Below are 12108 nucleotides of genomic sequence, written 5' to 3'. Positions count from 1 at the left end.
CGAATCATGATCAGCGGGGACGGTCGCCCCGCGGGACGAGGCTCAGAAGGCCGGCCAGGGAATCGGCCGGTGCCGATCGGCGCTGGGCATCACCGGGTCGCTCAGCAGCGCGCGGACGCGTTTGCGCAATGCGGCGACCTCGGCGGCAGTGATGTGTTCACGCAGCTCGTCACCCAGCGGACCGGCCAATTGCTCGCCGAGGGCGGCGACCGACGCCAGCGTCTCGTCATCGATCGGTTTTCCGGCCCAGCCCCACAGCACCGTGCGCAGCTTGTCCTGGACGTGCAGCGTCACCCCGTGGTCGACGCCGTACACCTGGTTGTCGACGCCGGTCAGGATGTGGCCGCCCTTGCGGTCGGCGTTGTTGACTATGACGTCGAAGATCGCCATCCGCCGTAGCCGCTGATCATCGGCGTGCACCAGCGTGACGTCATTGCCTGCGTAGTCGTAGGCGTGCAGGACCGAAAGATAGCCCGGCGGAATCGATTCCGGCGGACAGATGTCGACCAGATCAGGACCGTCCGGTTGGCTCTCGTCGCTGTCCCCGGGCTGATCGACCCATAGCTGCACCATGCCGGGGCCGGCCGGCCCGTCGCGAATAATGGTGTACGGCACGATGTTCCAGCCCAATGCCGTCGACACCAGATAGGATGCGAGCTCACGGCCCGCGAGCGTGCCGTCCGGGAAGTCCCACAGCGGCTGCTCACCGGCGACCGGCTTGTACACGCAGTGCACGGCCTCCTCGGAGCTGGTCGCTTCGCAGAGGAACGTGGCGTTGCTCGCCGAGCGGATACGCCCCAGGAGCGTCAGTTCACCGCAGCGCAACGCCTCGCGGGCCGACGCCTCGTCGGGGCCCGTCACGAGTCCAAATCGTCTTCGGCCACGCCGCCCAGTGCGCCACGCCGATAACCGTTGGTACGCACGCAGATGTGCCCCTCGGGATCGAGCGGCTCGTCACAGAGCGGGCAGGGCGGACGGCCGGCCGAGATGACGCGGGTCGAGCGGGAGGCGAACTGCCGGGCCGACTCGGGGGTGAGGAAAACCCGCACCGCGTCCGGGCCTTCCTCGGCGTCATCGAGCACGACGGAGGCGTCGAATTCGGTTTCGGAGACCGCCAGCAGTTCGACAACGACGGTCTGTGCCTCGGAATCCCAGCCCAGCCCCATCGTGCCGACCCGGAACTCCGCGTCGACCGGAGTGACCAGAGGGCTGAGGTCGTCGATGTCGGCCTCCGGGGGCAGCGGCGTGCCGAACCGGCGGTTGATCTCGACGAGCAGCGCCCCGATCCGCTCGGCCAACACCGCGACCTGCTGTTTTTCCAGAATGACGGAGATCACCCTGCTGTCGTGCACAGCCTGCAGGTAGAAGGTCCGGTTTCCGGGCTGCCCGACAGTCCCGGCGACGAATCGGTCGGGTGTGCGGAAGACGTGAATTGCGCGGGCCATGTTATTTCCAAAATACCGGCAGAAGCAGCTGAGCCGTAATCCGGCGCGAGCAGCGCTCGGTCAGTCGGTTGACCCGCCCACGACGGCGTCGTCGGCGGACTTGTCGTCGGCGGCGGGTGGTGGCGCGGACAGCGCCGATGCCAGTTCGGCTCCGGTGTGGTTGACGTGCACCACATATGGGCGCATCGACGTATAGCGGATCACGCTCATCGAAGCCGGGTCGGCGGTGATTCGCTGGAAGCTGTCGAGGTGTGCACCCAGCGCGTCGGCGACAATCGCCTTGATCACATCACCGTGCGTACAGGCGATCCACAGCACATCGTGGCCGTGCTCTTCGGTGAGTCGGCGGTCATGCTCGCGGATCGCGGCCACCGCACGCGCCTGCACCTGCGCCAGGCCCTCGCCCCCGGGGAAGACGGCCGCGCTCGGCTGCTGCTGAACCACCGACCACAGCGGCTCCTTCATCAGATCCTTGAGCGCAAGACCCGTCCATTGCCCGTAGTCCACCTCGACGAGCCGCTCATCGATCACCGGCTCCAGGCCGAGTTCGGCGGCCAGCGGCTCCACGGTGAGCCGGCAGCGCAGCAGCGGGGACCGCACCACGGCCTTGATCGGCAGGCCCTTGACCCGCCCGACCAGTGCCTGCGCCTGGTCCTGCCCTTTTTCGTCGAGTTCGACGCCCTCGGTGCGGCCGGCAAGGGTGTGTGCGGTGTTGGATGTCGAGCGGCCGTGCCGCAGGAGGATGACGGTCACGCTGCCGCCACCACGCCCGACGCGAGCAACGCCATCACGACCAGCGCCAGCACCACCCGGTAGCCGACGAACCAGTACATCGCGTGGTTGGCGACGAACCGCAACAGCCAGGCGATCGCCGCGTAGCCCACGACGAACGCGATCAGAACCGACACCACCAGTTGGGCACCGGTGGCGCTCATCCCCTCGGTCACCGGATGGAAGGCGTCGGGCAGCGAGAACAGTCCCGACGCCAAGATAGCCGGAATACCAAGCAGGAAGCCAAATCTCGCCGCCAGCTCGCGATCGAGCCCCAGGAACAAGCCGGCGCTGATGGTCGACCCGGAACGGGATACCCCGGGGACCAGGGCCAGACACTGCGCCAGACCGACGAGCAGCCCGTCTTTCCACGTCAGTTGCTCGACGTGGCGGGCCTGCTTGCCGAAGTACTCGGCGGCGGCGATGACGGCGGAGAACACCAGCATCGCGGTGGCGATCACCCACAGGTTGCGGATCTCGCCGCGGATGACCTCCTTGAACGCCACACCGAGCACCACAATCGGCACCGTGCCGATGATGACGTACCAACCCATCCGGTAGTCGATGTTGTCCCGGTGGGATTTCACGAACAGCCCGTTGAACCAGGCCTTGAGAATCCGCCCGATATCGCGGGCGAAATACACCAGGACCGCAACTTCGGTGCCCAGCTGGGACACCGCCGTGAAGGACGCACCGGCGTCAGCGGAGAAGAACACCCGCGAGACGATCGCGAGGTGGCTCGACGACGAGATGGGCAGGAACTCCGTCAGCCCCTGGACGATCGACAGGACGACGACCTGCAACCACGACATCGGCTCCACGCCGCCGACCGTACTGGATAGTCCTGGCGGTTCAGCGCGCCGGGCGGGCCACCGGCTGGGCGGCCGCCACGGCATCACGCACGGCAGCGCTCAGGCTGCGCTCGTCGTCGACATCGAAGTCCACGAGGCTGCGGGACGCGGTCGCTACCACGTCCTCTTCGTGGGGCACCGGGCCGGCGAGGCGAGGGTGGTAGACCTCGACCAGCAGCTGACCGCGGTGGACCTGGAACGAAAAGCTGCGGCCATCGCCGAGGTGACCAAATCCGCTGGCAAATACGCCAGTGGAAATGTCCTCGATAGCAAACTCGCGCCTGTCGGACTCGGGAAACACGGCCAACGTCATCAGAACACCATAACGCGGGTTACGGGCCGAGAGAAGACAAAGTAGTCAATTTGTCTCCACCCCGCACGCCTAGACTTCCTGATCGACAGGGGGCGACTTGATCGCTCGATCGTGAACACGCCCAGGGGCTACCCGTTGACAATGCTCGTAAACAGAGCCGGTTTGCGCAGGTCAACCATGGTTCTGCTGGCGTTCGCCGTGGTCACGGCCAGCTGCTCGTCGAACCCGCTCACCACTCCGCCAAAGACCATCCCGCCAGCCACTCCAGCGCTGTCCCTGCCGCCGGCGACCCAGCCGGCCGGCGAGTTATTGCCGATGGGCGGCCGCCCTGAAGCCGCCATTTTCGACGAACGCACCGGGTCATTGGCGGTTTTGGCCCCCGGTGCCGACCCGCAAGCGCCGGCGACACTGACCCTGTTCGCGGTCTCGGGGGGCACCCGCGAGCTCACCTTGCCCGGCCCGGCAACCGCGCTCGCCGGTGACGACCAGGGGTCGGCCTATCTGTCGACCCGGGGTGGCTATTTCACCGTCGATTTGGCGGCGGGCGCCGCGACACCGGTGTCGATCAACGACGAGACCGACACCGACTTCACCGCGATCGCCCGGCGCGCCGACGGCCGGCTGGTCCTCGGCAGCGCCGACGGCACCGCCTACACGCTGGGTTCGGAGACCGCGGTGTCCGAGAAGGTGAAGATCTTCGCGCGCGTCGACGCCATCGTCACCGAGGGGAACAACGCCGTCGTCCTCGATCGCGGGCAGACGTCGGTAACATCGCTGAACAGCGACGGCCACACCCAGCAGGCGCTGCGCGCCGGCGAAGGGGCCACCAGTTTGGTGGCCGACCCGATGGGCCGGGTATTGGTGACCGACACCCGCGGTGGCCAGTTGCTGGTGTTCGGTGTCGACCCGCTGATCGAGCGGCAGGCCTACCCGGTTCCGCAGACGCCGTACGGTCTGGCCGGGTCGCGGAATTTGGCGTGGGTGTCTCAAACCGCGTCGAACATGGTTGTTGGTTACGATTTAACGACTGGTATCCCTGTGGAAAAGGTGCGTTACCCGACCGTGCAGCAACCGAACTCGCTGGCTTTCGACGACACGTCCGACACTCTGTATGTCGTGTCGGCGACGGGCGCCGGCGTGCAGGTGATCCGCAACGCGGCCGGTGCCCGGTGAGTGCGGCGCATCGGGGCCGGATGCCGGCGAGCTGGGAAGTCGACCTGTCCGACGACTACGAGTGGATCCCCCTGCGGCTGCCGCCGGACGTCACCCGCGTCACCGCCTCGACGCGGCTGTCCATCGAGGCCGAATACCGCGGCTGGGAACTGACCAGGGTGCGGCTCTACACCGATGGAAGTCGGCGAGTTCTGCTGCGGCGCAAGAAATCTCGACTGAACACCCCAACCGCCGACCAGCCCGGGCTGTGATGTACACAGCGCTGCGGCGGGCATTCTTCCTGGTGCCCCCCGAACGTATCCACACGCTGGTGTTCGCTTCGCTGCGCGCCGCCACCGCCACCGCGCTGACCCGCAGAACGCTGCGCCGCCGGCTCGCCCCGCAGGATCCGGTGCTGGCCAGCACCGTGTTCGGCGTGCGGTTCCCCGGTCCGCTCGGGCTGGCCGCCGGCTTCGACAAGGACGGCCTGGGCCTGAACACCTGGGACGCACTCGGATTCGGCTACGCCGAAGTGGGCACCGTGACCGCCCAGCCGCAGCCGGGCAATCCCCAGCCGCGACTGTTCCGCCTAGCCGAGGACCGCGCACTACTCAACCGGATGGGGTTCAACAACCACGGCGCCGGGCAGCTGGCAGCGCAGCTGTCCCGCCACCACCCCGAGGCGCCCATCGGGGTGAACATCGGGAAGTCCAAGGTCACCCCGCCCGAGCAGGCCGCCGACGATTACCGTGCCAGCGCAAGGCTTCTCGGCGCGCTGGCCGACTACCTGGTGGTCAACGTCAGCTCCCCCAACACCCCAGGACTGCGCGACCTGCAGGCGGTCGAATCCCTGCGGCCGATCCTGTCGGCCGTGCTGGCGGAAACGTCGACCCCGGTGCTGGTGAAGATCGCTCCCGACCTGTCCGACGAGGACGTCGACGCCGTCGCGGACCTGGCCGTGGAACTGGGGCTGGCCGGCATCGTGGCGACCAACACCACGATCTCCCGTGCCGGTCTGCGCACGCCCGGTGTGGACGACCTTGGGACCGGCGGGATCTCGGGCGCGCCGGTGGCGCGGCGGGCGCTGGAGGTCCTGCGCCGGCTGTACGGCCGGGTGGGCGGCGACCTAGTCCTGATCAGTGTGGGCGGCATCGAAACCGCCGACGACGCCTGGGAGCGCATCACCGCCGGAGCGTCACTGCTGCAGGGCTATACCGGGTTCATCTACGGCGGTGGCTTGTGGGCCAAGAACATTCACGACGGCATCGCCGCGCGGCTGCGCGCCGGCGGCTTCGGTTCACTGGGCGAGGCGGTCGGGTCGGCGGCCTAGTGCCCTGGTCAGCACGTGGCGTCTTTCGGCGGCAGTGCGAGATCGATGAGATAGGCCGCCACGTAATTGTCGACGCAGGCTTGCCGGTGAAAGACCACAGTGTGTTGCGTGCCGTCGTAGGTCAACAAGCGTCCCCCCAGCTCCCCAGCCAGCTCGACACCCGCCTGATACGGCGTCGCCGGATCTCCGGTGGTGGAGACCACCAATACCGGCGGAAGGCCCGGCACGGACACAGCGTGCGGGCCGCTGGATGGCGGCACCGGCCAGAACGCACAGATGCCCAGGGGCGCGTTGCCGGTGAACTGCCCATAGGTGGCGAAGGGTGCCACCTGTCGCAGCTGCCGGTCTTTGTCGACGGCCTTAGAACGGTCGGTGTTGGGGGGTGCGTCGACGCAATTGACGGCGTTCTGAACGTCATTGGAGTTCGTGTAGTGGCCGTGCTTGTCGCGATTGAAGTATGCGTCGGCCAGTCTGAGGAGCACGTCGCCACGCCCATCGGCCAGCTCGGTCAGCCCGTAGCTGAGAGTCGACCACATCGTCGGCGAGTACAGCGCCATCAGCGTTCCGGTGATCGCATCGCTGTAGCCCAGCCCCCGGGGGTCGACGGTGTCAGCGGCCTTGGCCACCAGCGGGTCCACCAAGTGGTGGTAGACGTCGGCGGCTGTGGCCGGGTCTGTGCCGAGCGGGCAACCGGCGTCGTTGACGCAATCGGCGACGTAGGCGTTGAATGCCTTCTGGAAGGCCGCCGCCTGGTCGATGCTGACCTGGATCGGATCGGCATTGCGGTCGACGGCACCGTCGAGAATCATCGCCCGCACCTTGTCGGGATATGCCTCGGCATAGGTCGAGCCGATTTCAGTACCATACGAATAACCCAGGTAGGTCAGCTTCTCGTCGCCGAGCGCCACCCGGATCCGATCGAGATCTCGGGCGACGTTGAGTGTCCCGACATTGGCCAGGAAGTCCGCGCCCATCTTGTCCAAACAACGCCCCGCGAACTGTTTCTCGATGTTCTCGACGTGGGCGACACCCGCGGGGCTGTAGTCCACCTGCGGGTCGGCACGATTCGCATCGTTGTCCGCGTCGGAGTTGCACCACAACGCCGGAGTCGACGAGCCGACTCCGCGGGGGTCGAATCCGACAAAATCGAACCGCTGACGGACTTGCGGCGACAGCGACTTCACCAGCTTGATGGCCGCGTCGACACCTGAGGCTCCCGGCCCGCCCGGATTGACAACAAGTGAGCCGACCTTCGGGCCGGTCGCAGGAAACCGAATGAGCGCCAGGCGCGCGACATCGCCATTCGCTACTGCGTAGTCGACAGGCACCTCGACCTCGCCGCATTGGGCACCAGCCGGAACTTCCGAGTCGGCAGCTCCGTCGGGGATGCGGCAGGGCGCCCACGTTACCGGCGCCGGTGGACCCAGTGCCGGTGTCGTCGCTTGAGGCTTCCCCTCGACCGCCGTACTGCAGCCGGCCACCAACGCGATGGCCGCCAACGCGACGACGAGCCTAATTTTGTTCGTAGGTGCCGTGAATGACCGCGCGGGCAATGGAGTTCATGAACAGATTGAACCCGAGATAGGCCGGGCTGGCATCCTCGGAGAGTTCCAGCTTCGGCACCTTCACCGCATGCACAGCCACGTAGTAGCGGTGATAGCCGTGTCCGGCGGGCGGGGCGGCGCCGAGGAAGCGGCGGATACCGGCGTCGTTGACCAGCGTCAGGGCGTCACCCGGCAGCAGCGAGCCATCACCGATTCCGGAGGGCAATTCGGTGACGGTGGCCGGCAGGTTGGCCACCGCCCAATGCCAGAAGCCGGAGGCGGTGGGGGCATCCGGGTCGTAGACGGTGACGGCGAAGCTCTGCGTCTCCTCCGGGAAGCCCGACCAGCTCAGCTGCGGCGAGACGTCCTCGCCGCCTGCGCCCATGATCCCGCTGACCTGAGCGTTGCTCCAGGGCTGACCATCGGCGAAGTCGGTGCTGGTCAGCGTGAAACCGCGCAGTTCAGGCAGGAATTCGTAGGGGTTGTAGGGAAATGCCATGTGACGGGCTTCCTTTCGTAGGGTGGTCAGCAGTTCTTCAAGAAGTGCTCGAGCACGCGGACGCCGAATTCCAGCGCGTCCACGGGTACCCGCTCGTCGATGCCGTGGAACAGCGCCGCGAAGTCCAATTCCGGCGGCAGTCGCAGCGGGATGAATCCGAAGCAGCGGATACCAAGGCGGGCAAAGGCTTTCGCATCGGTGCCACCGGAAAGCATGTACGGCACGGTCCGGGCTTCCGGATCGACGGCCAGCAGTGCGTCGTTCATCGCGTCGACGAGGTCGCCGTCGAACGTGGTCTCGTAGGACGGCAGGTCACGCTCCCAGGAGCGGGTGACGTCGGGGCCGATGAGTTCGTCGATCTCGCGCTCGAAGGCTTCCTTGCGGCCGGGCAGCACCCGGCAGTCGATGACGGCCTCGGCGGTCTGCGGGATGACGTTGGCCTTGTAGCCGGCCTTGAGCATGGTGGGATTGGCGGTGTCGCGCAGCGTCGCACCGACGATGCGGGCGATACCACCGAGTTTGGCGATCGTGCCGTCGAGATCGGGCGAGTCCAGGTCGAAGTTGTAGCCGGTCTCCTCGGCGACCGCGGTGAGGAACTGCTCCACGGAATCGGTGAGTACCAAGGGGAATTGGTGACGACCCAACCGGGCGACAGCCTCGGCGACGGCGGTGACGGCGTTGTCGTCGTGCACCATCGAGCCGTGACCGGCGCGGCCGCGGGCCGTCAGCCGCATCCAGGACAGCCCTTTTTCGGCGGTCTCGATCAGGTAGAGCCTGCGTTCCCCACCATCCTTGTGCGGCACCGTGAGTGAGAAGCCGCCCACCTCGCCGATGGCCTCGGTGATGCCCTCGAACAAGTCGGGCCGGTTGTCCACCAGCCACTGCGCGCCGTAGGTGCCGCCGTGCTCCTCGTCGGCGACGAAGGCGAAGACCAGATCGCGCGGTGGGACGATGCCCTCCCGCTTGAAGTGTCTGGCGACGGCGATCATCATGCCGCACATGTCCTTCATGTCGACCGCGCCGCGACCCCAGACATAACCGTCGGCGACGGCGCCGGAGAAGGGATGCACGCTCCAGTCCGCGGGCTCGGCGGGGACGACGTCGAGGTGGCCGTGGATCAGCAGCGCGCCGCGGCTGGAGTCGGCCCCGGGAAGGCGCGCGAAGACATTGCCCCGGCCCGGTGCGCCGGACTCGATGTACTCGGTGGCATACCCGACCGCCGACAGCTGCTCGGCAACCCAGAGGGCACACTCCGCCTCACCCTTGGTGGTCGACAGCTCACCGGTGTTGGAGGTGTCGAACCGGATCAGGGAGCTGACGAGATCGACCACCTCGTCGACGGGTTGAGTCACAGTCCCCATGCTTACCACTGGCGCGGCAGGCCCGCGGGTGCGGAGGTCGGGCATTATCACAAGTTTCCCTTCAACCACTCGCGCAACACGCCGATATAGGGTTTGATTTACCGGGTGACCCCCCGCTTCCCCGTGATCGCCATGGCGCTGTGCCTGTCGGTCAGTGGCTGTTCAGCCATCACGACGGGGACCGCGATGCCCGCCGGGAAAGTGCCGCTGACCAGCCCGGACGCCTTGCCGACGTTGTTGTTGTCGGCTCCCGACGTCGGTGCGGCACTGTCCAGCGACGACGTCGTCGTCACCACCGACGTCAGCAAGGCCTGGAACGACAGTGCCCACTTCGCCGACGTGAACTGCCTGGCCATTGCCGGTGCCGCGCAGCAGGGCGTCTACGCGAGCAGCGGATCGACGGCCGTTCACGGCCAGGTGCTGCGGGACCCGCCGACCGCGCCGGAGTGGTCCCACTACGCCGTGCAGGCCGTGGTGGCGTTCCCCAGTGCGCAAGCCGCCGCAGACTTCTTCACCGCATCGCAGCTGGGCTGGGCGGCCTGCTCCGACCGGCAGCTGAACTACGCGCAGCCGATCGGGCCGCCCCAGGTGTGGTCGGTCGGCCAGACCAGCACCGACAACGACGTGCTGGCGGTGTCGCGGGTGCAGCAGAGCCCGCAGCGCTGGGCGTGCCAGCGGGCGTTGACCGTGCACAGCAATGTCGCGGTGGATGTCGAGGCATGCAGCCTGGACGGCCCGACGGTGGCGGCCAGCGCGATCGCCGGCCAGATCTCCGGACGGCTGCCCGCGGCCTAGTTCAGGTTCCCACGCGCCGAACGTAACGCCAGGGCGCGATTCGGCGCCGAACGTCACCCTGGCGTTACGTTCGGCGAAGGTTTCGAGCCCGTTGGGGCTGGTTTTGGGCTGGGGACCTCGATCCGTTAGCCTTAGCTGCCCCTGGGCTGTCCCAGGGGTGAGGTCCGAGTGGCGGAATGGCAGACGCGCTAGCTTGAGGTGCTAGTGCCCTATTAACGGGCGTGGGGGTTCAAGTCCCCCCTCGGACACCCTCTATTTACAGGCGGTCACGTCGCCGCAGCTAGACAGCCGTTCCGGTGCGCTTCCGCAACGTCACGCTGGGGCGCGAACCAATTCCTACACACCAACTTTGGTCTTGGGCCGCAGGTTCAGCGGATACTTCTGCACGAGTTTGCCGTTGTCGATCGCGTACCAGCCGAAGTATTTTTCGGTCGACCCCCCCGGCTTGAGGTCTTCGTCTGAGAACTCGAAGAGATAGGTCGGGAAATCCTTCACATGGAACGCGGGTGACCCCGTGGTCAGCAGGGTGTTGATCAGGTTTTGGTTGTAGGTCTGAGCGTTTTTGACGGTGGCGTAATCAGCGGATGGGGTCGCGTCTGTCGCCCATCCGGTTTCCCCTACATAAATGGGTATGTTGATGCCCGCTTTCTGGAATGCCCATTTCGCCCCGTCGTATTGCGCCCAGAACAGGCTGTTGTAGGAAACGCCATTGACGGGGTCGACCACCGGGTTCGCCGCCTGGCCCAGCGCGTAGTCCAGGGGGACGTCCTGCGGCTGGGCTGCAAGAACAAGCATCGGGTAGATGTCGAGCTCGGCGTAGCCCTTCAACTGCTTGAGCAACTCGGTCAACCCCGGCATGTTCGGGTTGAGGATGCTGGCCGACGGCGGGTAGGAATTCGCGATGATGGAGTAGGTGAACGAACACGTCACGGTGTAGGGAAGGTCGTAAGCGGCGACCGCGTTTTGCATGTTGATGACGGCTTGTGTGACCGTCGGCAGGCCGCCGAATTCTTCTGGCGGTACCGCGTCGACTTCGTTGCCGATCACGATCGTCTTAACGATCGATTTATAGGGTTGCAACGTCTCCAGCACCGAGTTGGCGTAGGTGGGGTCGGCCGCCATGTGGGCGACTACCTGGTTGGAGACTTCGACCGTGACGTTCGCATTGGGGATCAGTTGTTTGATCGCGGCCAGTGCCTGTAAGTCGATGGTGTACATGCGGATGCTCGTGATGCCCTGGGCTCTGAGGGCTTTCACCGCGTCCGTATACGTGGGGGGGTCACTGGCAAGCCCAAGGCTGAAGTCAACGCCGATCGACGGGGAGACCGGCTTGGGGTGGTCGAACCAGCGGCGCACCAGCAGTAGCGTGCCTTGCACGAACTCTGCGATCGGCGTGATCACCCGTTGTTTCAACCAACTGATGACGGCGGCCACGCCCTCTTTGATCCCGGTTATCACCGGTGGAGCCAGGACGGCCGCCGCGGGCACTGCCAAGGCTTTGCCGCTGATCGCGGATGCGGCCGGCGCATCGAAGAGAAGGTGCGCCAACGGCGTGGACAGGGCTCGAGGCACTGCCCGCCCTTGTCCGCCCGACGGCGTGGTGCCCGGATCCGCTGTCGTCGTGTCCTCTTGTGGTGCAGTGCTATCCGTCACCGGGGCACCGAACGACGTCGACGCGGCCGACCCACCTCGGGACTTTGCCGCGGGGGGCTTCAACGCGCGGGTCGACCCTCGCGGGGACTTTGCCACGGAGGATTTCGACGAGGCGTCCGATGCGCCCGTCAACCCACGCGCGGATTTTGTCCCGGCGGGCTTCGGGGCGGAAGCCGAGGCATCAGCGGATTGTGACGGCGAGCCGCCGGGCGCTTTATCTGGTGTGTCGGCGTAGCAAATCGCAGGCGCAGCCGCAATTGCTGCGGATATCCCCAACACGACGGCAAATGCCCTGAACCGACTGGTATGCGTGAAGCAACCCATCGCAGTCTCCCCGTGGACTGAGTGTCCTGTTGCAAAGCTTGGTGCCGTGCATTCCGAGGACTACGGGTGG

The 12108-nt window shown here is 66.5% G+C and carries 13 protein-coding genes and 1 tRNA gene; 5 read left to right on the top strand and 9 right to left on the bottom strand.

From position 1 onward, the window contains the following. Positions 1–42: 42 nt before the first annotated feature. From SLQ31_RS13810 to SLQ31_RS13790, 5 genes are read right to left on the bottom strand one after another with little or no spacing between them, the layout of a single operon-like run. Positions 43–861, bottom strand: a complete 819-nt coding sequence (locus SLQ31_RS13810; RefSeq protein ID WP_319433469.1) for an SCO1664 family protein — start codon at positions 859–861, stop codon at positions 43–45. Further along, a complete protein-coding gene (locus tag SLQ31_RS13805) occupies positions 858–1445 on the bottom strand; it encodes a DUF3090 domain-containing protein (RefSeq protein ID WP_319433467.1) in 588 nt (195 codons plus the stop codon). The genes SLQ31_RS13810 and SLQ31_RS13805 overlap by 4 nt, the downstream gene beginning before the upstream one ends. A gap of 60 nt (positions 1446–1505) precedes the next feature. After that, positions 1506–2198: a histidine phosphatase family protein gene (locus SLQ31_RS13800; protein ID WP_319433464.1), complete on the bottom strand. Its 693-nt coding sequence runs from the start codon at positions 2196–2198 to the stop codon at positions 1506–1508. Next, positions 2195–3028, bottom strand: coding sequence for an undecaprenyl-diphosphate phosphatase (locus tag SLQ31_RS13795; RefSeq protein ID WP_319434638.1), 834 nt, complete (start codon positions 3026–3028; stop codon positions 2195–2197). Before SLQ31_RS13795 ends, SLQ31_RS13800 begins: the two co-directional genes overlap by 4 nt. A 40-nt stretch (positions 3029–3068) precedes the next feature. Then, complete coding sequence (locus tag SLQ31_RS13790) at positions 3069–3380, bottom strand: hypothetical protein (RefSeq protein ID WP_319433462.1); 312 nt, start codon at positions 3378–3380, stop codon at positions 3069–3071. Positions 3381–3521: 141 nt separating this feature from the next. Here SLQ31_RS13790 and SLQ31_RS13785 point away from each other — a divergent pair, with 141 nt between their 5' ends. The 3 genes from SLQ31_RS13785 to SLQ31_RS13775 are packed head-to-tail and all read left to right on the top strand — an operon-like array spanning position 3522 to position 5862. Then, a complete protein-coding gene (locus tag SLQ31_RS13785; protein WP_319433461.1) occupies positions 3522–4553 on the top strand; it encodes a hypothetical protein in 1032 nt (343 codons plus the stop codon). Then, positions 4550–4804: a DUF5703 family protein gene (locus SLQ31_RS13780; protein ID WP_319433459.1), complete on the top strand. Its 255-nt coding sequence runs from the start codon at positions 4550–4552 to the stop codon at positions 4802–4804. Before SLQ31_RS13785 ends, SLQ31_RS13780 begins: the two co-directional genes overlap by 4 nt. Next, positions 4804–5862, top strand: coding sequence for a quinone-dependent dihydroorotate dehydrogenase (locus SLQ31_RS13775; RefSeq protein WP_319433457.1), 1059 nt, complete (start codon positions 4804–4806; stop codon positions 5860–5862). Before SLQ31_RS13780 ends, SLQ31_RS13775 begins: the two co-directional genes overlap by 1 nt. Positions 5863–5870: 8 nt before the next feature. On the opposite strand, the gene SLQ31_RS13770 is transcribed toward SLQ31_RS13775, so the two are convergent. From SLQ31_RS13770 to SLQ31_RS13760, 3 genes are read right to left on the bottom strand one after another with little or no spacing between them, the layout of a single operon-like run. Continuing rightward, a complete protein-coding gene (locus SLQ31_RS13770) occupies positions 5871–7415 on the bottom strand; it encodes an alpha/beta hydrolase (protein ID WP_319433455.1) in 1545 nt (514 codons plus the stop codon). Next, the gene (locus SLQ31_RS13765) at positions 7375–7905 is read right to left on the bottom strand and encodes a YbhB/YbcL family Raf kinase inhibitor-like protein (RefSeq protein WP_319433453.1); all 531 of its coding nucleotides are present in this window, start codon (positions 7903–7905) and stop codon (positions 7375–7377) included. The genes SLQ31_RS13770 and SLQ31_RS13765 overlap by 41 nt, the downstream gene beginning before the upstream one ends. 26 nt (positions 7906–7931) lie before the next feature. Further along, on the bottom strand, positions 7932–9266 hold the full coding sequence (locus tag SLQ31_RS13760) for a M20/M25/M40 family metallo-hydrolase (RefSeq protein WP_319433451.1): 1335 nt from the start codon (positions 9264–9266) through the stop codon (positions 7932–7934). A 105-nt stretch (positions 9267–9371) separates the two neighbouring features. Here SLQ31_RS13760 and SLQ31_RS13755 point away from each other — a divergent pair, with 105 nt between their 5' ends. Together SLQ31_RS13755 and SLQ31_RS13750 are read left to right on the top strand one after the other, a co-directional pair. After that, positions 9372–10061: a sensor domain-containing protein gene (locus SLQ31_RS13755; protein ID WP_319433449.1), complete on the top strand. Its 690-nt coding sequence runs from the start codon at positions 9372–9374 to the stop codon at positions 10059–10061. 162 nt (positions 10062–10223) lie between these two features. Continuing rightward, positions 10224–10309 (top strand) — tRNA-Leu (locus SLQ31_RS13750). Between the two features lie 88 nt (positions 10310–10397). Here the strand turns inward: SLQ31_RS13750 and SLQ31_RS13745 are convergent. Further along, on the bottom strand, positions 10398–11714 hold the full coding sequence (locus SLQ31_RS13745; protein ID WP_319433448.1) for a glycosyl hydrolase family 17 protein: 1317 nt from the start codon (positions 11712–11714) through the stop codon (positions 10398–10400). Between the last annotated feature and the right edge of the window lie 394 nt (positions 11715–12108).

Source organism: Mycobacterium sp. RTGN5 (genome assembly GCF_033804465.1).
Lineage (GTDB): Bacteria > Actinomycetota > Actinomycetes > Mycobacteriales > Mycobacteriaceae > Mycobacterium.
The sequence above is the reverse complement of the archived record's forward strand: the minus strand, read 5'-3'. Positions and strand labels throughout refer to the sequence as shown.

Coding starts and splice junctions, on each gene's coding strand:
- SLQ31_RS13805 (WP_319433467.1), bottom strand. CDS start 1,445: ATGGCCCGCGCAATTCACGTCTTCCGCACACCCGACCGATTCGTCGCC.
- SLQ31_RS13795 (WP_319434638.1), bottom strand. CDS start 3,028: ATGTCGTGGTTGCAGGTCGTCGTCCTGTCGATCGTCCAGGGGCTGACG.
- SLQ31_RS13790 (WP_319433462.1), bottom strand. CDS start 3,380: ATGACGTTGGCCGTGTTTCCCGAGTCCGACAGGCGCGAGTTTGCTATC.
- SLQ31_RS13785 (WP_319433461.1), top strand. CDS start 3,522: ATGCTCGTAAACAGAGCCGGTTTGCGCAGGTCAACCATGGTTCTGCTG.
- SLQ31_RS13775 (WP_319433457.1), top strand. CDS start 4,804: ATGTACACAGCGCTGCGGCGGGCATTCTTCCTGGTGCCCCCCGAACGT.
- SLQ31_RS13765 (WP_319433453.1), bottom strand. CDS start 7,905: ATGGCATTTCCCTACAACCCCTACGAATTCCTGCCTGAACTGCGCGGT.
- SLQ31_RS13760 (WP_319433451.1), bottom strand. CDS start 9,266: ATGGGGACTGTGACTCAACCCGTCGACGAGGTGGTCGATCTCGTCAGC.